General features: G+C 65.9%; 20 protein-coding genes and 1 tRNA gene. 14 read left to right on the top strand and 7 right to left on the bottom strand.

The window, feature by feature from the left end; all coding sequences use genetic code 11:
- Positions 1 to 299: 299 nt before the first annotated feature.
- The gene (locus C8J44_RS11825) at positions 300 to 551 is read right to left on the bottom strand and encodes a hypothetical protein (RefSeq protein WP_121884039.1); all 252 of its coding nucleotides are present in this window, start codon (positions 549 to 551) and stop codon (positions 300 to 302) included.
- 321 nt (positions 552 to 872) lie between these two features.
- Positions 873 to 1277, bottom strand: a complete 405-nt coding sequence (locus C8J44_RS11820; RefSeq protein ID WP_121904602.1) for an Imm70 family immunity protein — start codon at positions 1275 to 1277, stop codon at positions 873 to 875.
- A gap of 1177 nt (positions 1278 to 2454) precedes the next feature.
- Here C8J44_RS11820 and C8J44_RS11815 point away from each other — a divergent pair.
- Both C8J44_RS11815 and C8J44_RS11810 read left to right on the top strand, forming a co-directional pair.
- Complete coding sequence (locus tag C8J44_RS11815; protein ID WP_404969201.1) at positions 2455 to 3798, top strand: chloride channel protein; 1344 nt, start codon at positions 2455 to 2457, stop codon at positions 3796 to 3798.
- A gap of 116 nt (positions 3799 to 3914) precedes the next feature.
- Entirely contained in the window at positions 3915 to 5276 is a 1362-nt protein-coding gene (locus C8J44_RS11810) for a S1 family peptidase (RefSeq protein ID WP_259466822.1), read from the top strand.
- Here the strand turns inward: C8J44_RS11810 and C8J44_RS11805 are convergent.
- Positions 5240 to 5737 carry a hypothetical protein gene (locus C8J44_RS11805; RefSeq protein ID WP_121904600.1) on the bottom strand — a complete coding sequence of 166 codons (498 nt, stop codon included), beginning with the start codon at positions 5735 to 5737 and terminating at the stop codon, positions 5240 to 5242. The two genes, C8J44_RS11810 and C8J44_RS11805, sit on opposite strands and share 37 nt — an antisense overlap.
- 153 nt (positions 5738 to 5890) lie before the next feature.
- Here C8J44_RS11805 and C8J44_RS11800 point away from each other — a divergent pair, with 153 nt between their 5' ends.
- Positions 5891 to 6766 carry a 3-hydroxyacyl-CoA dehydrogenase NAD-binding domain-containing protein gene (locus C8J44_RS11800; RefSeq protein WP_121904599.1) on the top strand — a complete coding sequence of 292 codons (876 nt, stop codon included), beginning with the start codon at positions 5891 to 5893 and terminating at the stop codon, positions 6764 to 6766.
- Between the two features lie 210 nt (positions 6767 to 6976).
- Here the strand turns inward: C8J44_RS11800 and C8J44_RS11795 are convergent, their stop codons facing one another.
- Positions 6977 to 7714, bottom strand: a complete 738-nt coding sequence (locus C8J44_RS11795) for a hypothetical protein (RefSeq protein WP_121904598.1) — start codon at positions 7712 to 7714, stop codon at positions 6977 to 6979.
- A gap of 624 nt (positions 7715 to 8338) precedes the next feature.
- On the opposite strand from C8J44_RS11795, the gene C8J44_RS11790 reads away from it, so the two are divergent.
- The 6 genes from C8J44_RS11790 to C8J44_RS11765 all read left to right on the top strand — a co-directional run bounded on the left by C8J44_RS11790 (position 8339) and on the right by C8J44_RS11765 (position 16550).
- Complete coding sequence (locus C8J44_RS11790; RefSeq protein ID WP_147453192.1) at positions 8339 to 9016, top strand: hypothetical protein; 678 nt, start codon at positions 8339 to 8341, stop codon at positions 9014 to 9016.
- Between the two features lie 191 nt (positions 9017 to 9207).
- A complete protein-coding gene (locus tag C8J44_RS11785) occupies positions 9208 to 10488 on the top strand; it encodes a DNA-packaging protein (RefSeq protein ID WP_121904736.1) in 1281 nt (426 codons plus the stop codon).
- 491 nt (positions 10489 to 10979) lie between these two features.
- Entirely contained in the window at positions 10980 to 13667 is a 2688-nt protein-coding gene (locus tag C8J44_RS11780; RefSeq protein WP_121904596.1) for a phage tail protein, read from the top strand.
- 25 nt (positions 13668 to 13692) lie between these two features.
- On the top strand, positions 13693 to 14205 hold the full coding sequence (locus tag C8J44_RS11775; RefSeq protein WP_121904595.1) for a DUF2793 domain-containing protein: 513 nt from the start codon (positions 13693 to 13695) through the stop codon (positions 14203 to 14205).
- Positions 14206 to 14325: 120 nt separating this feature from the next.
- On the top strand, positions 14326 to 15447 hold the full coding sequence (locus C8J44_RS11770; RefSeq protein ID WP_121904594.1) for an OmpA family protein: 1122 nt from the start codon (positions 14326 to 14328) through the stop codon (positions 15445 to 15447).
- Between the two features lie 347 nt (positions 15448 to 15794).
- The gene (locus C8J44_RS11765; protein ID WP_121904593.1) at positions 15795 to 16550 is read left to right on the top strand and encodes a hypothetical protein; all 756 of its coding nucleotides are present in this window, start codon (positions 15795 to 15797) and stop codon (positions 16548 to 16550) included.
- Between the two features lie 21 nt (positions 16551 to 16571).
- Here C8J44_RS11765 and C8J44_RS11760 read toward each other — a convergent pair whose 3' ends face one another.
- Positions 16572 to 17318 (bottom strand): folate-binding protein YgfZ, encoded by a 747-nt coding sequence (locus C8J44_RS11760; protein ID WP_259466821.1) that lies wholly within the window; start codon positions 17316 to 17318, stop codon positions 16572 to 16574.
- Positions 17319 to 17423: 105 nt separating this feature from the next.
- Here C8J44_RS11760 and pyrC point away from each other — a divergent pair, with 105 nt between their 5' ends.
- On the top strand, positions 17424 to 18461 hold the full coding sequence (pyrC, locus tag C8J44_RS11755; RefSeq protein ID WP_121904592.1) for a dihydroorotase: 1038 nt from the start codon (positions 17424 to 17426) through the stop codon (positions 18459 to 18461).
- Between the two features lie 146 nt (positions 18462 to 18607).
- Positions 18608 to 18763: a hypothetical protein gene (locus C8J44_RS18495; protein ID WP_183128765.1), complete on the top strand. Its 156-nt coding sequence runs from the start codon at positions 18608 to 18610 to the stop codon at positions 18761 to 18763.
- A gap of 39 nt (positions 18764 to 18802) precedes the next feature.
- On the opposite strand, the gene C8J44_RS11750 is transcribed toward C8J44_RS18495, so the two are convergent.
- Positions 18803 to 19153 carry a hypothetical protein gene (locus C8J44_RS11750; RefSeq protein WP_056052624.1) on the bottom strand — a complete coding sequence of 117 codons (351 nt, stop codon included), beginning with the start codon at positions 19151 to 19153 and terminating at the stop codon, positions 18803 to 18805.
- A 256-nt stretch (positions 19154 to 19409) separates the two neighbouring features.
- The gene (locus C8J44_RS11745) at positions 19410 to 20198 is read right to left on the bottom strand and encodes a DUF1134 domain-containing protein (protein ID WP_404969200.1); all 789 of its coding nucleotides are present in this window, start codon (positions 20196 to 20198) and stop codon (positions 19410 to 19412) included.
- Positions 20199 to 20474: 276 nt separating this feature from the next.
- Between C8J44_RS11745 and C8J44_RS11740 the strand changes: the two genes are divergently transcribed.
- The 3 genes from C8J44_RS11740 (at position 20475) to C8J44_RS11730 (ending at position 22691) form a co-directional block, all read left to right on the top strand.
- A tRNA-Ser gene (locus C8J44_RS11740) sits at positions 20475 to 20567 on the top strand.
- A 158-nt stretch (positions 20568 to 20725) separates the two neighbouring features.
- Complete coding sequence (locus C8J44_RS11735; protein WP_121904590.1) at positions 20726 to 21982, top strand: phage integrase central domain-containing protein; 1257 nt, start codon at positions 20726 to 20728, stop codon at positions 21980 to 21982.
- A 25-nt stretch (positions 21983 to 22007) separates the two neighbouring features.
- Positions 22008 to 22691: a helix-turn-helix domain-containing protein gene (locus C8J44_RS11730; RefSeq protein WP_121904589.1), complete on the top strand. Its 684-nt coding sequence runs from the start codon at positions 22008 to 22010 to the stop codon at positions 22689 to 22691.
- Positions 22692 to 23355 lie beyond the last annotated feature (664 nt).

Here is a 23355-nt window from a genome sequence, read left to right as displayed (position 1 = left end):
TCAGTTTTGCATCAAAACCGCGAATGGTGGGCTAGGTGACGTTGACGAGTTTGCGCTTCTCGATAGGTTCGGGCGATGTTGAAAGCAGCGCCTCTTTCTCTCTTGGTAGCATGTGCGCCTGTGTCTCAGGAGAGCGTTCGTACCGTCGCAGCGATAGAGGTGGTGTTGCGTACGCCTGCAGATCGCACCGAGCTTCTTTCAGTAATACGCCAACAAGCCGCGACTGACCCGGCTCTCCATGTCGATGACGTCAGCGACCGCGGGGAAGAATGTCCGGGATGAGAGGGTCGCGGACATCATCACCGGTCGTTGCCAACGCCCTTCAGGGAACGCCAAATACTTCGCAAACTAATGAAGTCGCTGAAGAACGACCTCACTACAATTGGCATGCCGACCAGCAGGTAGACGGGCAAAAACCATTGCCATGTCCTGTCTGTTGCTCCCGTAGAGAGCATCGCAAGGCACACGACGGTTAAAGACAATGCGGGCCACAGCGTCCATCGCGCCCAGCGCTCGATCTTCCCTACGTTTGCCTTATCACTGGTGTTCATTCGGCATCCTCCGAGAATCACCGAATGACTGCAAGGGGGCGTAAGCATCGGGGGTATCGATGACCCGAAATCGGGGTAGCACTCGCGCCGAAAGTCTCGGAAAAGCGTGGTTCCCGCGGCGGGGTTATCCGCCGTCCGTGAATGTCGGGAATGGGCAGGAAAGCGGACTGGCCGCTTTCGCTGAGGCAGGCCGCGATAGCAGACATTGGGCAGCTGTCGCCTTTCCCAAAAAGGATCGATTCCGAGAACGATTGCGAGATCTCGACCATTCCCGATCGGGATTGCTTGTTAGGTAAGAGTGCCAGCATCGCACGATCAGTATTAAACAATCTCAGCCACACGGCGCTCATCACGCGACGCTTCCAACCCTTCTTGAAGAAGATCGATTAGATACCGGCCAGTCGATGACACAAAGTAGTTGGAAAGGTTCGTTATATCCGCCGATATATTCCCGCCCCAGGGCGGTGTCTTGGTGCGATCTTCTATGTCCCAAATCACACAGTCCGGCGCAAAATCCGTTAGGCCCGTGCGAACAGCAGCGAGTTCGGCAAGCGCCATCGATGCCTGTTCGTAGGGGAGGCTGCCCGCGTACAGCTTCATAAGCGATGGGAAACGCTTACCCCATTCATCTTCTAGCGTGCCGCTCACCGTCGAAAAGAAGGCGTGCAGGAAGTCGCCAGTGCCAATTTCATCGATAATGCTGCCGACCTTGATAACTACACCCATGCCCCATCCTCATTTAGTCACCCGACTATCGGGGCCGAGGTTCAATTACGAACCGAATCCGGCCATTCCCGTTTTCCGATGCTCATTCGAGAACGTCGCCATGCCTCACGTACGCAGCCGACCCTAAGCCTTGAACACCTGGTGTCTCAAAAGCGCTCTTGATGCGCAGAATTAAAGCGCTTGCTCCTGCCCTCAAGGAAGAGCAAAAAGGCCACCCCACGCATCGCATCGATTGAATATCAGGCGCATAAGCTTACAACTTACAAACTGTCTGAGAAAATGGGGTGGAAGATGCTAGGAATACGCTCACTATGGATTGGATCAATGGCGTTCCTCTCTGCAACCACTGCTTTGTTAGCGATTTCGACCTTCCTCCTCCCTGCACCCGCCGCGTCTAAGGCTTTGCGCCGACCGGCAAGACCCTTTTTTCTTACTTATGACCCCCGCACGACTGCGCCATCCGCGATGATGAGCGCTGAAGGCATATTAACGACCCTAGGTAATTGCGTAATCTTACAGGAGCGAAATACGGTTCGATTCTTGATCTGGCGTGAGCCAACGACGCTTAGAAAGCAGCGTAACGGGTACGTCGTCCGACACATGGGGAGGGTCGCACGCTTCGGCCAACGCATACAGCTGACTGGCACGCTGGGAGGTCCTGTAGCGCCAAGCTACGCCCGCGAAAATAAGATGCCTAACCGCTGCGCGTCCCTCAACTCGATGATGGTGAACGGCATCCTGCTACAGCAACCGTAAACGCCAAGTCGTAGCAGGTGGGCTGCTGCCGGCCTTTGTCGCAGAAGTCGATACGGCACCCTTGGGCGACCGCGGTCTACGGTCGCCTCACACCCAGAAAAAAATCCTCCCTTTCGAGATCGCGCTTAACGAATGGCCGTTATTGGGCGCCCGGATCGCCAGCCTGAACGTCCGGATGTGGGCGAAAGCGACATGGATATCCTCATCGTGCGGTCGCTCCGAGCGTTGCTGCTTGCGGCAATCGGGTCGGCGTGTCGTTTCGGATCGTAAGGGTGACGTGCTGGATTATGCGGGGCATAAGCCGCCGCATGACCAGTATGATCGCCGTCGATAGCCCGGTTCCCGCGCCTGCTCCCGCGTCAGTCGCAACGTCGGTCACCGAGTTCGGCGCGGAATCGGTGAGGGCCCGGCCATGGCACGCATGACCAAAACGCGCGTGCGGATCCTGTTGCAGCGGCATGCGCCGAGTGCGCTCGTCTGGCGGCGGCGCGTTGCGATCCTCGGCGGGGCGATCATGATCGGTATCGTCGCGCTCGGGTTCGCGGCGGCAGCGGATCGTGCGGGCGAGGCGTTCACCGACATCGTCGCGCGCTGGTGGTGGGCGCCGCTGCTGATGACGCCCGTGGGCTATGCAGCGATCGCGTGGATCACGCTGCGGGTCGCCCCGGCGGCGCGCGGATCGGGCATCCCGCAGGTCATGGCGGCGACGCGCGATCCCGATCATGCGATGACCGGGCTGGTCTCCGCGAAGACGGTCATCGTCAAGCTGGTGCTGACGATCGGGACGCTGTTCGTCGGCGCCTCGACCGGGCGCGAGGGGCCGACGGTGCAGGTCGCCGCGTCGATCATGGGTTACGCACACCGCGTGATGGCGATCCCATTGCGTGCGTCGGTGTTCATCGCCGGTGGCGCGGCGGGCGTCGCCGCGGCGTTCAACACGCCACTCGCCGGGGTCGCCTTCGCGATCGAGGAACTGGCCGCCGCGTACGAACAGCGGATGACGCTGCTGGTGATGACCGCGGTGCTGATCGCGGGAATGGTCAGTCTCGGGCTGTCGGGGGACTATGTGTATTTCGGGGTGATGCGGCAGACGCTGAACGTCCGCGAGACGCTGCTCGCGGCGCCGGTCGCGGGTATATTGGGGGGCCTGGCGGGGGCGCTGTTCTCGCGGTCGGTGATCGCGACCGGGCGGACGCGGCTGGCGCCGGTGGCGTGGCTGCGCGCGCATCCGACGCTGTTCGCCGGCGGGCTCGGGCTGATCGTGGCGATCATCGGCGTCGCGAGCGGGCTGACCTGGGGCACCGGATACGGCGCGGCGCGCGGAATCATTACTGGTGGCGACGTGCCGCACTGGTTCGGCGCGGCGAAGTTCGTCACGACGCTGGCGACCGCGGTGTCGGGCATGCCGGGCGGGATCTTCGCGCCGTCGCTGTCGGTCGGGGCCGGGATCGGCGACATGCTCCGCAGCATCTTCCCCGATTATCCGCCCGGCGCGATCGTGCTGCTGGGGATGGTCGCGTATTTCACCGGCGTGGTCCGCGCACCGCTGACCGCGGTGATCATCATCTCCGAGACGACCGCGAGCCGCGGGCTGATGATGCCGCTGGTCGCTTCCGCGCTGATCGCCGATTTCGTCGCGCAGGCGGTGTCGAAGGAGCGGCTGTATCATGTGCTGTCGGCAGGATTTTTGCGCAAGGACGGGGTTGCAGTGGCGGTCGCAGGGCATGAAGGTCCGACCGCCGACCCCGACGATCGCGGGCGCTGAGCGCCGCGCCGTCGTGGACCGACAGCGCCGGTTCAGGCCGCACGGTCTAGGCGCGCATCCGAAGCTCGAAATCTGGAATCACGTCGCGCATGGTCAGGAGTTGGATAGGGCGGGTGGTGGCCTGTGCGGCGCTTTCGCTGATCGGCGCGCCGGCGGCGGCTGAAAAGGCCGCGGCGCCGTCTACGCAGGCCGCCGCGCCAGTTGTGCAAGGCGCACCGGTCACGCCAGCCGCGCCGGGCGTGCAATTGCCGGTCGACGCGGCGATGCAGGACGCGGCGGTCTATGCGCAGCGGTTCGGCGTGCCGCTCGATACCGCGATGCATCGGTTGCGCGCGCAGGCGGAGAGCGTGGCGACGACCGATGCGCTGCGGACGGCGTTTGCGGATCGTTGGGCGGGAGTCGCGATCGAGCACCAGCCGGACTATCGAATCGTCGTGCTGCTGACCGGCACCGATCCCGTGCCCGATCGCACGATCGCGGCGGGTGGTATCGTCGTGCCGATCGTCTTCCGTACCGGCGCGGGCGCGACGCGGGTGGCACTGCTCGCTGCGCTGTCCAAATATCAGGCGACGATCCGCCAGTCGCTGCCGCATCCGCCCGGCATGGGTGTCGATCAGCGGACCGGCGAGCTGGTCGTGGCGATCTCGTCGGGCGATGCCGATCTGAACCGCGACGGCACGCTGCGCGCGCGGATCGCGGCGCTGACCGGGGTGCCCGTCCGGATCGATGTGCTCGACCAGCAGGCAACGACGATGGCCGAGCACATCGGTGGTCCTGCGACTTTGCCCGACTCGACCGTTGGCGCGATCGCGGACGAACCGATCCGGGGTGGGGCGCGCGTTATCGGCACGGTGGATGGCAAGCGTTACGCGTGCACGACCGGGTTCACTGTGACCGATGGCACGCGCTACGGCGTGGTGACCGCGGCGCATTGTCCGGACACGCTCGCCTATGTCGATGCGGAACGGCACGAATGGCCGCTCGACTATGTCGGGCAATGGGGGTGGGGCTATCAGGACGTGCAGGTGAACGTCGCGAGGGGTGCGCTCGGGCCGTTATTCTATGCTGATACCGCCAAGACGCTGGCACGCCCGGTCGTCACCTGGCGCTATCGGACGAGCACGCGCGCGGGCGACTTCGTCTGTCATCGCGGCGAGCGAACCGGCTATAGCTGCGCGCTGATCGCGATGGTCGATTTCGCCCCCGCGGGCGACCTGTGCGGCGGCGCGTGCCTGCCGACCTGGGTGGCGGTGGAGGGGCCGAGTTGCCGGGGGGGAGATAGCGGGGCGCCGGTGTTCGAGGGGACGACCGCGCTCGGGATCGTCAAGGGCGGGACGTATGCCAAGAACGGGACGTGCCTGTTCTATTATTACATGTCGACCGACTACCTGCCGCCGGGGTGGACGCTGGTCCATCAGCCCGCGGCGGCGCCCCTCATGGTTCAGCCTTTGCCCACGGTCGCCGACACTGCGCGCTGATCGGCGGGGAGCAGCGCGCACGCGGTCTTGTAGCAATCCTCGACATGCGCGTTGCCGATCAGCTTCATCGCGCCGAAGCTGATCGTCGCGGCGACCGCCGAGCCTGCGAACGGCACGAACTTGGCGATCGAGCCGGCGGCGACCCGCCTCACGATCCGGCGCAGCAACGATGCGACGATCCGCTTCGTGACCATCCGGCCGATCATCGTGTTGCCAAGGCTCGACGCCATCACCAGCGCCTGCTGCGCGAGATGCGGCTCGAGCTTCTGCACCTGATCGTGATCGAGCCCGAAGCGGTTGCTGATCTGCGGCAGCAGCTTGGTCAGCAGGCCGATATCGGCGACCAGATCGGCGCCGGGGATCGGCACTACCGCGGCCCCCGCCGAGAGCATCGAACGTGTCGTGACGAGGCGTTTGCAGTCGTCGCGGACGCGGTCGAGTTCGGCGATGGTGTCGATCATGATGGTATGTTCCTGACAATAGTGGCCCGACAACGCACCGCACCCGTGCTGGTGCCATCGGCGGGCCATCAGAGGGCGATCGGGACTGGTGGTGCGCGCAAAAGCCGGTAGGACCGGCGCAAACAACGGCACAAACGAACGGTGGAGACGGATATGGCTGGGCAGACAATAGGCGTGATCGGCGCGGGGCAGATGGGTGCGGGGATCGCGCAGGTGTCGGCACAGGCGGGGTACCGCGTGCTGCTGGCCGACGTGTCGATGGAGGCGGCGGAGAAGGGCAAGGCGGGGATCGCCAAGGCGCTCGGCCGGCTGGTCGAGAAGGAGAAGATCGCGGGCGAGGCGCGTGATGCGGCGCTCGCGCTGATCGAGCCGGTCGCGAGCGTGGCGGACATGGGCGACTGTGCGATCGTGGTCGAGGCGGCGACCGAGCGCGAGGGCGTGAAGCGCCAGATTTTCGCCGAGGTCGGCAAGGTGCTGGGGCCGGATGCGATCCTGGCGTCGAACACGTCGTCGATCCCGATCACGCGCCTCGCGCAGGCGGCGCCCGATGCGGCGCGGTTCATGGGGGTGCATTTCTTCAACCCGGTGCCGGTGATGCGGCCGATCGAGCTGATCCGCGGCCTCGCGACGTCGGACGCGACGGTGGCGGCGGTCGAGGCGTTTGCGGAGAAACTCGGCAAGCAGGTGGTGCATGCGAACGACGCGCCTGGCTTCATCGTCAACCGCGTGCTGATGCCGATGATCAACGAGGCATGCTTCGCGCTCGGCGAAGGCGTGGCGAGCGTGCGTGACATCGATCTGGCGTGCCAGCTCGGGCTGAACCATCCGATGGGGCCGCTGACGCTGGCCGATTTCATCGGGCTGGATACGTGCCTGGAGATTACGCGGGTGCTGTTCGAGGGGACGGGCGATCCGAAGTTCCGGCCGGCGCCGGTGCTGGTGAAATATGTCGAGGCCGGGTGGTTCGGGCGCAAGACCAAGCGCGGGTTCTACGATTATTCGGGCGCGGAGCCTGTGCCTACGCGGTGAGGGCGGGGCGCAGCCGCTTCGGTGGGGGCGGCTGCGGTTTGCTGCGGGATCGGTCGTCTTTGCAGGGGCAGATGTGCTGCGAGTGGAGTTGCCAACCGTGCGACTAGGTTTGGCAAAGTGCTGCCGCTGGTGGAGCCGAGGGGGATCGGTTAAAATCCCCGTAAGCATTGAAAAACAAAGCATAATTATTTCGGCGTCGGGACGCTCGTGTTAGCCCTTTGTACCAGCGGGAGCAAGGCCGGAAGTCCGACTGTCTAGCAAGAGTTTGAAAGCGCTCGCTGCCTCGAAGCACTCGTCCCAGCGCGCTTTATCCTTGAATGCTGATGCGACAAACGCTGAGCTAATTAGGCCCCGATAGAAATAGTTCCCTGCATCCCGCGCATGCTGATCGTGTATAGACCCTTCGATTATCCCCGATAGTACATACAACGGAGGATCACCCCGGCACGTTTCCATAATGGCGAACGATGTAGCGTGCACAAAAGCCGAATAGTTTTGGTAGAGCCTCTTCCCGTTTTGGTTCGCAGTAAATGTATCCTTCTGTCCACCTACACGGTTTACGTAAGAACGTATGGCATCACGCTTGTAGGTAGAGGGACCTGCCTCCTGTGACCAGAAGTGGGCGAGATACTTTTCGTGATTAGGGGTCCATTCCTGCCGGTTAAGACCTAGAGACAGGAAAATAATGTCTTCGCCAATGTCGTCTAATGTCCGCTGGATCACCGCTTGCTCTTGGCCAAGGCCAGTACGAACAAGCACGTCAATGGCATATAGGCCGCTTATCTGCCGGGCGAGCTTCATGACTAGCGCTTGCTGAACTGATTGCTCCTTATAAACCAGCATGTACCCGTTTTGGTAAGGGACCGGCCCGGGCGGCGGAACGGCTCGCTCCATTGCCCTGAACGTATCCTCCATAACTGATAGGGCCTGCCGAAATGCCTCGATCATTGTTCACCGTCCGCTTCAGCCCTGCCGATCCTGACCAGAAGCTAACCCCCTACGGCTAAAAATTGATAGAGATTTGCGAGAGGGCAATTCAGACAAGAGTGAGCCCGATTTACCCCGTATGCCCGGTCCCAGCCTCAGGCGATTATGACACGCCTAGCGCGACCTGCATTATCGCGCGTGGTTCTCCATCCCTGCATGACGTGTCACAGTCGCCAAGTGATCCACTATCGGCACTGTCCAGAATAACCTAACGAGGGATTGGTCAATGCCCGTGAGATAATCGCTAGCATCCTCTTGTTCTCCCGCGAAGGCGGGAGCCCAGACTGGGTCCCCGCCTTCGCGGGGAAACATGCTGTCGATCCGCGTCTGTTGTGCCAATTTCTAACCAGATCGGTTAAATGGCTTGACATCGTCACGCTCGTTTGGTACATAACAGGAACGCTGCAGAATTGCGGGTCGGGCTGGTTGGTCCGGCGCGACGAGAGCCGGGATGGTCGGGGTGGGAGCCTCGGACGTCGCCGGCTTTTTTGCGTTCTGGCGGCGGGGCGGTTGGTGACGCCGGTTGGCGGCGGGGCGGCTGGCGACGAAGCGGGGAGGGCAGGCGGTATGGCGACGCGGGTGGGGGTGGCAGTCAAGCAGACCTATACGGTGGTGACGGGCGGGAGCCACCGGGTCGTGCAGGTCCGGAAGGTTCGGCCCAACGGGTGGACGCCGGCCAAGCGGAAGAGGTTTCTCATCGCGCTGTCGATGACGTGCAACGTTACCTCGTCGTCAGCCGCGGTGGGCATGAACCGCCATAGCGCCAGCGAGCTCAAGCGGCGTGATCCGCTGTTCGCGGCGCAGTGGGCGGAGGCGCTGACGAGCGGGTACGAGCGGCTCGAGGAGGGGCTGCTGGCCGCCGCAATCGCGGGGCTGCACGAGGCGACGGCCCTGCGCGAGGGGCGCACGGCGATACATGACGACGAGCGTGTCGACATTCAGGATGATATCGATGCCGGCGTCGGCACCGATATAGGCGACGGGTTCGGGGGCGGGTTCGGGTCCGGCCCCGGGTCCGGCATCGTTGCAAGCCTCGAGTCGGCGACGCGGCTGGTTCCGCTTGCGGGCATGCAGGCGGTGCAGGTGGCGCTGGCCTTGCTGGCACGTCGCGCGGCGGCCGGCCTCGGCAGCGGTGGTCAGCGCGGGCGCGGGCGCAAGCCGTATCGGCGCGCGACACAGGCGGAAACCGATGCCTCGATCGCGAACAAACTCGATTCGCTGGCACGACGACTGCGCGCATCGGCGCAGGGCGGTGAGGCGTGATCGACGATCGATGCGGCGATCCGGTGGGTCCCGACGAGGCGGAGGCGCCGCCGCATTCGCCCGACGCCGCCCCCTCGGACACATCGGACGCGGAACCCCGCGCGACATCATGCGGGGAGCCAAGTGGGGAGTCGGATGGCGCGCGCGACGTGATCGCCGAACTGGCGGTGCTGCCGGCGGCGCAACGGGCGATGCTGATCGGGTCGCTGAGCGCCGCCGAGCGGTATGAACTGCACGATCGCTGGGAACGCTGGGCGCATCCCGGGCAGCATCTTGCCGACCGGGGGGCGGAGAATACAGCCGATGACTGGCGGATCTGGGTGATCCTGGCGGGACGCGGGTTTGGGAAGACGCGCGCCGGGGCGGAGTGGGTGAGCCAGGTGGCGCGCGATAATCCCGGGGCACGGATCGCGCTGGTCGGGGCGACGCTCGAGGATGTGCGGCGCGTGATGATCGAGGGAGAGAGCGGGCTGCTGGCGGTGGCGCGCGACGACGAGGATCCGGTGTGGCGGGCGCATGTCGGCGAGGTGCACTTCGGTAACGGCGCGCTGGCGTCGACCTATTCTGCGGAGGCGCCGGAGGGGTTGCGGGGCCCCGAGCATCATGTCGCGTGGTGCGACGAGATCGCGAAATGGCGCAACGGCGCTGCGACGTGGGACAATCTGATGATGGGGCTGCGGTTGGGGACGCTGCCGCGGATCGTGGTGACGACGACGCCGCGGCCGGTGGCGTTGCTGCGGCGGATCCTGGCGTTGCCGGGGGTGGTGCGGTCGCACGGGCGGACGCGCGACAACCCGCATCTGCCGGCGAGCTTCGTCGCGGCGGTGACGGCGACCTATGCGGGGACGCGGTTGGGGCGGCAGGAGCTGGATGGCGAGCTGATCGAGGATGTCGCTGGGGCCTTGTGGACGCGGGAGTTGGTGGAGTCTCGGCGGGTGGCTTTTGCGCCTGAAGTGAGGCGGGTCGTGGTGGGGGTGGATCCTCCCGCTGGCAGCGTGTCGGGGGGGCCGGGGGATGCCTGCGGGATCGTGGCGGTTGCGCTTGGGGGCGATGGGTTTGCGTATGTCTTGGAGGATGCGAGCGTTTCGGGGGCGAGTCCCGAGGGGTGGGCGCGGGCGGTGGCCGAGTGCGCGGCGCGGCATGGCGCGGACCGCGTGATCGCGGAGGCCAACCAGGGGGGGAAGATGGTGGGGAGCGTCCTTGCCGGCGCCGACCGGGCGATGCCGGTGAAGTTGGTGCATGCGTCGCTCGGGAAGGTGGCGCGGGCGGAGCCGGTGGCGGCTTTGTATGAGTCCGGGCGGGCCTGGCATGTGGGGGCGTTTCCGGATCTGGAGGATGAGCTTTGCGGGCTGATCGCGGGCGGGGGGTATGAGGGGCCGGGGCGGTCGCCGGATCGGGCTGATGCTCTTGTTTGGGCGATGACTGAGGTGATGCTGGGGCCGCGGGCGCGGGTTTCTGTTCGAGTGCTTTAGGTTTGGCCCTCTCCCCGACGGGGAGAGGGAAGGAGGAGCGCTTGCGACGGGAGGGTGAGGGGTGGTTGGGATTTTGGTCCCGAGCCTCACTCCCCTCTCCCTCCCACGCGCAAGCGCGCGCGGGCCCCTCCCTCTCCCCGTAGGGGCGAGGGAAATTCAGGAGGACATCATGAAATTGTTCGGGTGGAAATCCGGGCGCGATGAGTCGCGGCCGGTGTTGTCTCGGTCTTCGGCGGGCGCGATCGGGGGTTCGGCGTTTGGCGAGTGGCCGCGGAGTTACGAGGCGCAGGTGCGCGAGGCGTATCTGGATAATCCGATCGCGCAGCGGGCGGTGAAGCTGGTCGTTGAGGGGCTGGGGAGCGCGCCGATCGTCGCGTCGGATCCGGCGTTGCTGGCGCTGGCGACGGTGCGGTCGGGCGGGCACCCTCCCACGCGCAAGCGCGCGCGGGCCCCTCCCTCTCCCCGGAGGGGCGAGGGAATAGGAGGATCTTATGGCGCATTGGCTTTGCTCGGGGCGGACTGTGCAGGTCGAGGGGCTTGTTTCTCGGTTCGATCCTCGGTTCTGGACGGTGGATTTTCCGCGGCCGATGATGGCCTCCGTTGTGACCACCGGTCCTGACGCGCTGCGGGTGGATGCGGTGTTCTACAAGGCGGACGATCTGGCGGGGGTGATCTGGGCGGCGGAGGATCGGTTCGATCATCCGCTGCTCAAATACGAGACGTCGCGGGATTTTCGGGACTGTCGGCTGCGCTTTCGGTGGCGTTCGAACGGCGTGATGGCGCTGGATGCCATCAATGGCCCGACGCTCACTATCGAGGGGCGGGATGCGGCGGGCGTGGCGCGCGCGTGGTATGTGCGGTTGTGGAATTATGCGGTGGGGGCGCCGGAGGATGCGGTCGTTTCGCTCGATTTCGGGGCGATGGTGGGCGGGTATGCGCTGCCCGAGGATAGCGATCCGGTGTGGGCGGGGGATATCGATCGGATGTTCGTGTCGCTGGTGCCGCCGGACTATACGAAGGTCGATGTGCCGCTGGCCGCGCCACGCGAGGGGTGGGTCGAGTGGACCGATATGGTCTGCGAGGGGCCGGGGTCGGTGCTGGCGATCGGCGATGCGGTGGTGCCCGAGCACGAGTTCCGGATCGCTGGGGGGTATGACGATAGCTATAATCTGACGCCGGCGCGGTTGCTTAGGAATGCGCTGCATCTTGGGTATCGGGGGAGCATCACGCATTATGTCGGGATGATCTGGGCGACCGACCTGATCGAGAGCCGGTCGACGTCGCGGGGCGGCAAGGGGCAGCCGAGCACCTCGACCTATTCCTATGCGGCGTCGTTCGCGGTGCTGCTGTCGGCGCGTGCGATCCTGGGGGTGGGGCGGATCTGGGCGGAGGGGAAATTGCTGCGCGGGGCGGGCGGCGATTTCAAGACCGCGACGGGGTTCCGGCTGCATCTCGGCGGCGAGGACCAGGCGGTCGATCCGCTGATCGCGTCGGCGGAAGGCGGCGCGACACCGGCGTATCGCGGTGCGGCGTATGCGGTGTTCGAGATGCTGCAGCTGGCGGATTTCGGCAATCGGATCCCGTCGCTGACGTTCGAGGTGATCGCGGATCAGGGCGCGGTGCTGGTGTCGACGATCGCAAGGTCGCTGGCACCCGAGGTGTCGGGGACTGCGGCGTTGTCGGTTGGTGGGTTCGCGGCGTCGGGCGGGAGCGTCCGCGCGGTGCTGGACCTGCTCGGACAGGCGAGCGGGGCGTGGTTCGCGCCGGTCGGCGACGGGCTGGCGATGCGTGATGCGGCGGCTGCCGTCGTGCAGGTCGCGGACGAGGGTTTCGCGGTCGGCGACAAGGGCGCGCGGCGGACGCGCGCGGTCGCGGCGATCGAGACGGTGCCGCGGACCGTGACGCTCGGCTATTACGATGCGGCGCGCGACTATCAGACCGGCGTGCAGCGCGCGCGGCGGCCGGGTGCGGGCGTGCGCGACGAGCGGATCGAGGTGCCGGCGGTGCTCGATGCGGGAGCGGCGAAGACGGTGGCGGAGGCGATGCTGGCGCGGGCCGAGGCGGGGCGCGTGCGGCGGACCGTGACGGCCGGGTTCGCGGCGATGGCGATCGCGCCGGGCGCTTGCGTGACGATCGTAGGCGAGGCGGGCGTCTGGCGGGTGACCGACACCGCGATCGAAGGAATGGTGACGACGCTCGGCCTCGTGCCGGTGACGATTGCGTCGATCCCGGCGACCGCGACCAGCGGCCGGGTGGTCGGCGCGGTCGATGCGGTGGTCGGCGCGACGATCCTCCAAGCGTTCGAGATACCGGGGCTCGACGACGCGCCGTTGTCGATGCCGCGGATGACCGTGGTCGCGGCGGGCGCAGGCGCGGGGTGGCGGCAGGCGGCCTTGCTCTACAGCGTCGACGACGGGATCAGCTGGACGGCGGCGGGCGCGAGCGCGGCACCGGGTGTGATCGGTGTGGTCGAGGCGGTGGTGGCGGGCGGGCTGGCGACGATGATCGACCGGCGTGGTGCGTTCGACGTGCGGCTCGCGCATCCCGCCATGATGCTGGCGGATGCCGATGCGGACGCGCTCGACCGGGGCAGCAATCTCGCGCTGCTCGGCGATGAGCTGGTGCAGTTCGGGCGGGCGGAGCCGCTTGGCGGCGGGCGCTGGCGGCTGCGGACGCTGTTGCGGGGGCGGCGGGGAACCGAGGCGGCGAGTCCGCAGGTCGCGGGCGATCGGTTCGTGCTGTTGGAGGCGGATGCCGCGCGGACGATCGACCTGCCATTGTCGGTGCTGGGCCGCGAGGTCCGGGTGATGGCGTCGGGCGTCGGCGACGTGAGCCCGGTCGAGATGCGCTGCGTGATCCGCGGCGCCTCGGTCGTGCCGCCTTCGCCGGTCCACGTCAGCTTCACGCGGGACGGCGACGGCGGCGCGACGGTGCGCTGGGCTCGCCGCAGCCGCGCCGGGTGGCGCTGGATCGACGGGGTGGATGCGCCGCTGGCCGAAGAGAGCGAAGCGTACCGGGTGACGATCGCCGCGGGCGGCGTGGCGCGCACCGTCGACACGACCGCGCCGCTCGTCACGCTGACCGACGCCGATCTGGCCGGAGGCGCGGTCTCGCTGGCGATATCCCAGCGCGGAATCTTCGGCGAATCGCTGGCGACGCACGTGACGATACCGGCCTGAATTCGAACTACAGGGGGAGTGGACCATGAGCGACACGACATCGCGGCTTTCAATGCCATTGCTGCAACCGGGGCAGGCGCAGAAAGAATCGACGCACAACGAGGCGTTGGCGATCCTCGATATCGTGGTGCAGGCGAGCGTCCTTGCGGTCGGCGCGACGGTGCCGCCGGCCAATCCGGATTTAGGCGCGGCATGGATCCTCGGCGCGGCGCCGACCGGCGACTGGGCCGGACACGCGTTCGCGCTCGCAGCCTGGACGGCAGGCGGATGGCGATTCGTCGTGCCGCGCGAGGGAATGATGGTGTGGCATGGCGGCGACCGGCACATCGTGCGGTTCAGTGCGGGAACCTGGGTAAGCGGCGTCATGTCGGGCACCAACGTGACGATCGGCGGGCAGATCGTGGTCGGTGCACGGCGTCCGGCGATCGCGAATCCGCCTGCGCTGCTCGCCGGCGCGACGCCCGCGGATAGCGACGCGAGAAGCGCAATCGTGGCCATCCTGGACGCATTGCGCGGGCACGGGCTGATATCTGCCTGAAACACGGCGAAAACTGTGTCGTTCCTGCCACAGTGGGAACTTTTGTTCGCTTGCGTGGAAACAAGGCCGAGGATAGGGAGTTTGCGATGTCCGTGTGACACTCATGAAAGGGGATTTAGTATGCGGAAGCTTGCCGTCGTTCTGGCACTCGCCTCCACCGCACTCGCCACTCCCGCCCTCGCCCGCGACAAGTCGTGGTACGTTGGCGTTGATGGCGGTGCGATGATCGTTGAAGACATCAACTATGACATCGGTGCTCTCAAGAGCGCTGGGTCGGTTGATCATAACTATGGCTATGACGTCGATGGCGTCATGGGCTACGATTTCGGTGGTTTCCGTCTGGAAACCGAAGTCGGCTATCGTCGTGCAACCGTTGACGGCTACACGTCGTCCACGACCACGCCGACCTTCACGCAGGCTGGCGTTCGCGGCAATGCCGCAGCTGGCAGCTACGACGGTGCCGGTGGTTCGTCGTCGGCGCTCAGCTTCATGCTGAACGGCCTTCTGGACTTCGGTCCGGATGACGGCATCCAGGGCTTCGTCGGCGGCGGTGTCGGTGTTGCTCGCGTCAAGGCGAAGTATGGCATCACCAGCGGTGGCGACTTCCTGAACGACTCGGACACCGTGTTCGCGTATCAGGGTCTTGCCGGTATCCGTGCACCGCTCAGCAACCACGTCGACGCAACGTTGAAGTATCGCTTCTTCAATGCTGAGAACGTAAAGCTGGTAGACGTGTCGAACCGCGTGTTCGACGGTCGTTACCGCTCGCACAGCATCCTCGGTGGCCTGACGTACAACTTCGGTTCGCCTGCCGAGCCGGTTGCTCCTCCTCCGCCGCCGCCGCCGGAGCCAGTTGCTCCGCCGCCGCCGCCGCCGCCAGCAGAAGTCGTCTGCTCGCCTGGTCCGTTCATCGTGTTCTTCGAATGGGACAAGTCGGACATCACGCCAGAGGCAGCATCGATCCTCGACAACGCCGTCACGCAGTACCAGTCGTGCGGCAATGCCCAGGTCATGATCGCGGGCTTCACCGACAAGTCGGGTGCAGCATCGTACAACGTCGGTCTCTCGCAGCGTCGTGCAGACGCCGCCAAGGCGTACCTGTCGTCGCATGCCATCCCAGAGGGTGTCATCTCGACGGAAGCGTTCGGCGAGACCCGTCCGCGCGTCGAGACCGCCGATGGCGTTCGCGAAGTGCAGAACCGTCGCGTGGAAGTCACCTACGGTCCGGGTTCGGGCCAGTAAGACTTCCGCCAGTCGACCCTCGGGTCGGCTACGGAACGAAGATCGGGGAGGTCGGCGCAAGCCGGCCTCCCTTTTCTTTTGTGCGCGATGGCGAGCAGTAGCTCGGGCTTGGTCGAGACGGCTTTGATCGAGGGGGCTTGAGATTGGCGTGGCCTTGCCTGTCGCCGTTGCAGCGTCCAGCATAGCGCTTTGCCCCAGGGGACATGACATTGGTCATCGCGCATATCCTGACGATCGGTGCCGCCGTTCTGCAAGGCGCGACCGGTCCTCGCGAACTCGCCGTACCCCAGTAAAATGAGGCGTCATCTGCCGGTTCGGTAGCATTGCCGCCCACGCCGGGCAGCCCGATGCCAAGCAGCCCCACTCCGGGCGGGCCGTCCGACGCTCGGCGTATCGCGCAGGCGGCAAGGCTCGGATCGCTGCTCTATACGTTCGATCGGGCGGCGTGGGTCAGTTCGGATGCGTTGACCGCGGCGATCCCGAAAAACGCGCTGAGTGGTACCGGCGGGTATGTCGTCGAGCAGCCCGATCCGCGGACGTTGCACGTGACCTATTACCGTGGGGCGGGCACGGCAGCGCAGGCGTTCTTCGTGGCGGACGTGCGCGGCGGGAAGGTCGTGTCGCAGGAGGTCCTCGTGCGACCGGCCGCGCTGACAGCCGCGCAGACTCTTCTGGTGCGCGCCCGCGAGGTGGCGACACAGGCGGCCGTCGCGCGCGGCTACAAGCCCTGCACGCCGTTGCCGTTCAACAGCGTCGTGCTCCCGCCGCAAAACGACGGGGTGATCGCGGTCTACCTGCTGTCGGCGCAGAAGGAAGCGACGACGTTTCCGATGGGCGGCCACTACCGCGTGCTCGTCGATCGCGATGGCAGAGTGGTGGCATCACGCCCCTACACGCTCGGCTGCCTCGCCATGACCGCGCCGAAGCTGCCGCCGGGCGCGACGCCGATCGGGTTCGTGGTCAATCACCTGCTCGATCCCGTCCCGACCGAGATCCATGTGTTCGCCTCGTACAGCCTGCATATGCCGGTGTTCGTCGCCACGCCCGACAAGCGCGTGTGGCGGGTCAAGGGCAGCGAGATCACGCCATCGAAGGCGAAGTGACCGCGCGCCGTCGGTCGGTCGTCAGTCCGAGGCGGTGTCCGCCAGCGCCGCGGCCAGCCACTCCGGGACGATCGCGTCGCCCAGCGCGTCGATGCGGCGGTGCTCGACCATCAGGCCGAGGTCCGGATACGCGGCGCGGGTGCGCGGTCCGGTTTCGGTGAGCGGTGCGACGACGAGGCGGCGGTTGACCTTGGCGCGGTGATGCATCCGCGCGGTGTTCTCCTGCCCGACGTAGCACCCCTTGGTGAAGCTGACGCCGTTCAGTTCGCGGGCGTTGCATTCGAGCCACAAGGTCTCGCCTTCGCCGAGCTCGCCGGCACCCTCGGTGACGCCGAGCGACAGGCGATGCGCGTGCCAGTCTCGCGTCGGCTCTGACGCCGGGGCGAGCCAGCGCCGGCCGAGCGCGGCGAGACGCGGGTCGGGGGTGCCTGGGCCATCCCCGGGCCAATCCGCCGACCAATGCACCTTGCGGTCATCGGGTTGGATCGTGATCGCGCGACGTAGCCGGTACATCGACAGGCGTTTCGCGAGCGCATCGGCCTGCGTCGCCTCGGCATCGATCAGCACCGCATCGCCGTCTGCCCAGAGGATGAAGTCGAACAGCGCCTTGCCCTGCGGCGAGAGCAGCGCGGCCCAGGCGGGGGCGTCTGGCATGAGCGCCGCGGTATCGGCGGTGACGAGGCCTTGCAGGAAGCCGCGCACGTCGTCGCCGGCGACGCGGATCACGCTGCGATCGGCGAGCATCGTTGCGGAAGGTTGCTGGTCCATAGCCATCACCTAGTGCGCGGGCGGCGATTTCCAAGCTGGATCGCACCACAGGGATATCACCACAGGGATATGGCGCCGACGCGCCCGCGCCGATAGGAGGAGCGCATGACCGAGCGCCTCACGATCCGCCGCCCCGACGACTGGCACGTCCACCTGCGCGATGGCGCGATGCTGGAGGCGGTCGCGCACCACACCGCGCGGCAGTTCGCGCGCGCGATCATCATGCCGAACCTGACCCCGCCGGTGACGACGATCGACGCCGCGAGGGCGTATCGCGAGCGGATCATGGCGGCGCTTGGCGGAGACGTCGGTTTCACCCCGTTGATGACGTGTTACCTGACCGACGGGACCGATCCGGCGGAGATCGAGCGCGGCTATGCGGAGGGCGTGTTCGCGGCGTGCAAGCTGTACCCTGCGCATGCGACGACCAACTCGGCGCACGGCGTCACCGATATCCGCGCGCTGACCGAGGTGCTGGAGACGTTGCAGCGAATCGGCATGCCGCTGCTGATCCACGGCGAGGTGACCGACAAGTCGATCGACATCTTCGACCGCGAGGCGGTGTTCGTCGAGCGCGTCCTGACGCCGCTGACGCGCGACTATCCGGCGCTCAAGATCGTGCTCGAGCACATCACCACCGCCGAGGCCGCGGCGTTCGTCACCGAGGCGGCGCACCCGATCGCCGCGACGATCACGCCGCAGCATCTGCTGATCAATCGTAATGCGCTGTTCGACGGCGGGCTCAGGCCGCACGCCTATTGCCTGCCTGTGCTCAAGCGCGAGACGCACCGCCTCGCGGTCCGCAAGGCGGCGGTATCGGGATCGCCGCGGTTCTTCCTCGGCACGGACAGTGCGCCGCATGTCGTCGGCGCGAAGGAATCGGGGTGCGGGTGCGCGGGGATCTTCAACGCGCCGTTCGCGCTCGAGGCGTATCTGCGCGTGTTCGAGGAAGAGGGTGCGATCGACAAGTTCGAGGCGTTTGCGTCGGAGCATGGCGCGCGGTTCTACGGGCTGCCGCTGAACGATGGCACGGCGACGCTGGTGCGCGATGCGGTCGAGGTGCCGGCGTCGATCGGCGAGGGCGCGACCGCGGTGGTGCCGTTCCTGGCGGGGACGACGGTGGGGTGGCGATTCGAGGGGTGAGTCTTGGGGGGCTTTAGGGCCGCTGGAGTCTTGCGCCGGCCGTTGCGGGCGTAGGACCGTTCGCCATCCTGCTGGTCTGGGTCTTCGCGTACCCGGTCCTGCCGGTTTGGATCGTCGACGGTCTATTTCGCTGGTCGATCCCGGGCTTGGCGCTGGCCGCGCTGTTTGGCGGGATTCATCTGATGCCCGTGCCGTCCCGGGTGCGTATCGGCGTTGCGATGTTATGCGTGCCGGCGATGGCGACGGCGTGGTTCTTCGGCATGGTGACGATGGTTTGCGCGGTGAATGGCGATTGCCTCTGAGATCTAATGCCGGGGTTTATCCCGCGAAGACGTGCCGCATCAGCGTGCAGGATCCGCTGCGTTCAGCCGGTCGATCCATAACCGCGCCTCCTTCTGTTCGCCGACCGCGCTGGCGCTGACCGGGCCCCGTGCCGCGAAGAAGTCGTGGTGGAGCGCGAACGGTTCGAGCAGCAGGCGGTCGCGCATCGCGTCGATGTCCGCGCCCATCTCGTTGAGCGCGTCGATCGTCGGCGCGATCGCGGCGCGGACGCGGCGGTCGGCGCTGCGGTCGAACAGCCCGAGCGATCCCGACGCGGTCTTCTCCAGCGCGGCGATCAGGGTGTCGCGGTACTCGGTTTCGAGATCCTCGCGCTGAGCGTCGAGGCGGGCGAGGCGGTCGGGTTTTGCCATTGGCCTGGGGTAGCGCGTGGGGAGGGGGCGTCAACTCGTCGCCTGGATTTGCCGCGCTTCGGGATGAGGGTGGGGGCGTGAGCGGCTTAGGCGTGTCGCGTGTGGCGCGCGGCATGGGCAAAGCCCATGCCGTCGGACGGGCTTTGCCCGCCGGCCGGGCTTGGCGGAGTCGGCCGGACGTGGCCGGCAGCCCGCCTGCGCCTCGCCGGCCGGGCTTGGCGGAGTCAGCCTAACGTGGTCGGCTGCCCGCCTCCGCCTAAAACGGTAGCCACCGGCTCTTGTGCGTGATGTTCATATAGCCGACGTTGACGCCCGCGCGCCAGCCGACGCCGAGGCGGATCGGGATCAGGACGACGTTGCCGCGCCGTAGATAGGTCGCGGCGAACCCGCCGACCAGGTACAGACGGCCCTCGACCGCGGGGAAGCGCTTGTAGAGCTCCTCGGTGTCGTAGAGGTTGTAGACCAGCACGAAGACCTTGTTCGCGTCGCCGCCGACGTCGAAGCCGACCGACGGGCCGGTCCAGTAGACCGGCTGCTGGCCCTCGACCTTGTGGCTCATGATCCCCGAGCCGTAGCGCACCCCGAGGATGAACGCGCCCGACGCCTCGCGGCCGGCGATGTACGCGTTGGGCTGGCCCTGATCCTTGAGGATCTTCTCGAGGATGCCGCCGAGCCCCGCCGCCCCCTTGCCGAACACGCCTTCGCCCGCCGCCAGCAGGTCGTCGCGCTGATAGGTGTCGGCGGCCTGCGTCGTCGCTTCCGCGCGGGCGGTCGGCGAGGCCGGGTCCGCCGCTGGAGTTGACGCCGAATTCTGCGGCGGAGGCGGGGAGGGCGTCGGGTCGGATTGGACCTGCGTATCGATATCGGCCGGTCGCGACGGCTGCGTGGTCGTCTGCGCGCGCGACGGCGCGGTATAGGCGCGCGGCGCGAGGTCGCCATCGATCGCCTGGTTGGGATCGATCGTGCGCACCTGCGCGGCGGCACCGCCAGTCCCTCCACACATCGCAGCGGCGAAGGCACCCAAGCCGAGCCAGAAGTCACGCATGATCATTGTCCCCAAACCGGCGTCCGCAAACGGGGCACCAAACGATCGACCTTGAAACCATCGACCCCGACATGGCCGATCCGATCGAACCGGTCGACCCGGTCCTTTCGCTCGGCCAGCGTAACCAACCTCGGCCTTGCCGCGCAATGAACGAACCGCCTAGCCGTGTCGAATTTGGGCGAATTCGCGATGAATGACACGAAGAGAGCGAATGACGCGAAGACAGCCGTTGCCCCCCGCGACGACCCTCGCTATAGCCCCGCATCTGCTGCAGCCGGAGACGTGGGTGAGTGGCTGAAACCAGCGGTTTGCTAAACCGCCGTACCGGGTTTACTGGTACCGAGGGTTCGAATCCCTCCGTCTCCGCCATTTTAGTGTCTCACAGCATCCCAAACCATCTCAGAAGCCTTGGATTTGCCTCGCTTTTAATAGCGCGGTAGTCTCACACGATCCCATAGTTTCCCACTCAAGCGCACGCCTGTTGGGGGTATTTTGGGGGTACGCTGACGACTTCCTGGGGGTATCGAGTGCTGACCGAATTACGCTGCCGACAGGCCAAGGCAGCGGAGAAGAGCTACAAGCTGTCCGATGCCCGTGGGCTTCATATGTTCGTGACGACCACCGGTTTTCGCTCCTGGCGCTGGAAATACCGAATCGCTGGCAAGGAAAAGCTGCTCGTGCTGGGCAGCTATCCCGACGTAAGCCTCGCGCTGGCACGCGAGCACCGGGACGCAGCCGCACGGCTTTTGAAGGCAGGGACCGATCCGGGCGTCGACCGGAAGCAAACCGCGGCGGTTCGGCATATCGAGCATGCAACGACGTTCGAGGCAGTAGCGCGGGAATGGCACGCCCAGCAGGTGTCGAGCTGGGTCGCTGTGCATGCGGCCGACGTTTTGAACAGCCTCGAGAAGGATGTCTTTCCGTACATCGGCTCGACGCCCGTTGCTGCGGTGACCTCGCCCATGGTGCTTCAACTCGTGCGGCGGATCGAGGATCGCCCGTCGGTCGAGACGGCACGTCGCGTTCGGCAGCGCATCTCGGCCGTGTACGGCTTTGCGATAGCGTCGGGATACGCGACGAGCGATCCGGCTGTATCGATTCGAGGAGCGATGAAGCCGCTCATCAAGAAGCGGCAGCCAGCGTTGGCGTCGCTGGAGGATGCGCGAGCGCTACTGACGGCGGCCGAGGCATCGGCAGCGCATCCCATGACCAAGCTCGCTTCGCGACTGCTCGCCCTGACGGCGCTGCGGCCGGGTACGCTTCGGACGACCGGTTGGGCCGAGCTGGAGGCCTTGAGCGAGGATGCGCCTGTCTGGCGCATTCCGGCGGACCGCATGAAATTGAAGGTCGCGCGCAAGCAGGACGAGCGTTTCGACTTTCTGGTGCCACTGTCCAGACAGGCGATGGAGGTTCTTCAGGCGGCGCGTGCCTTCGCGCCGCGCGGCCCGCTGGTCTTTCCGAGCCAGCGGCACGCTCACAAGCCGATCAGCGAGAATGCGATCGGGTATTTCTACAATCGTCTGGCGGTCCGGGCGCGGCATGTGCCGCACGGCTGGCGATCGACATTCTCGACGGTGATGAACGAACGCGCGCAGACGTTAAACCGACCGGGCGATCGCGCGATCATCGATCTGATGCTGGCGCACATTCCCGAAGGGGTGGAGGCGACCTACAACCGAGCCGCGTACCTGCAGCGGCGCACCGAGATCGCGCAGGAGTGGGCGGACCTTCTCCTCGATGGGTTTGCGCCGGCAGCGCAACTGCTCGAAGGACCGCGGCGCTAGGCGTTGCCGCTCAGGGAGCGGTGGTATGACCGCGCGCTCGCTTCACGAGATCATCGGCGGCAAGGCCAGCCATCACGGCTTGTTCCGCAATCGTGTTCGGCGCGACAGCCGTCCCAAGGGCTCGTGCGAGGCCCGGTTGTGGCGACCGGTCAGCAAGCGTCAGATGGGGCACGCCATGATCGCGGCAGAAGGGTATGACCGTCAGCACAAGCAGCCTGGCAAGCGTAACGGACCGCTAGGTCATGTCGGTCTGGAAGTCCTGCGCGCGCTGTATCGCATCGTATGTCACCGGTCAGGCCGGCTCGAGCCGTCGATCGACTATCTCATGGGAAAGCTGCGGCGTTCGCGTGACGCTATCGTGCGCGCATTGAAAGCGCTCAAGGATCACGGCTTTCTGGATTGGGTCCGCAGGACCGAACGGATTCCGGAGGCAGAGGGTGCCGGACCAAGGATTCGCCAAATCAGCAATGCGTACCGGCTCTGCATCCCGGCGTTTGCACGCGTGATCGTGGAGCGCATCATCGGTCCCGCACCGATGCCCGCCGACGTGGTCCAGCACCTTGAGCAACACCACACCGAGCAGGCGGAAATGGTGGCTCAGCTACCGTTGCGCGAAGCGGTGGGCGTTAGTGTCCAGAACGAGGCGCTGGCGGCCGCGCTAGCCCGACTGGCGGACGCGCTGGAAGAGAATGAGCGCGAGTCCGCCTAGCGGTCTGAAACCAGCACCATTCATTTATAGAAAGGGAAGATCGCCGATCGACAACCGCGACAGGCTTCTCAAACGATCCGATGTTCGGGCATCGTCGACGGGGTGTGTCGGACGCTCATCGGTCGTCCCCTGTGACAGTGCTCCTGCGCCGACCCGCGGTGGCAGGATCGCGCGGTTTGGCGTGTTTGAACATTAGACATGGACTTGGTGTATGCGGTTTCGCCCAATCGCCTATTAGTGCACCCAAACGCACCGTCGATGCTGCCGTGATATCGGGCCAAGAACGGCGGAATACCGCGGGGCTGAGCGTTGCCCGGTAATGCACCGGAACCGACACGAAAAGCTCGCGGGCGAGGCGGGGGGAATAGCGTGTAATTTGGGGGCACAGGATCGGGGGCGGGGAGTTGGGCCCCTCGGCCCGGCGGGGTCAGAAGCGATCAAGGGGGCGGCGGCATGGCTGATCGCATCGATCGTTGGCTTGCCACCACAGGAGGCTGCTATCCGCATAGAGGTGCAGCAATCTGCATCCAGCGGGAGTGCTTAATACCGCCATTCAAGGCTAGATTTAGGCGGGTCTGCAGCAGGCCAGCCACTGCATCCAAATCCACCTGAAAAGCTCGCGGGCGAGGCGGGGGTTCTTGCACCGTATTTGGGTGCACAACAT

Source organism: Sphingomonas sp. PP-CE-3A-406 (assembly GCF_003688625.1).
In the GTDB taxonomy this organism is placed as follows: Bacteria; Pseudomonadota; Alphaproteobacteria; order Sphingomonadales; family Sphingomonadaceae; genus Sphingomonas.
Note: the sequence above shows the minus strand (reverse complement) of the source record. Positions and strands in the feature narration are given on the sequence as shown.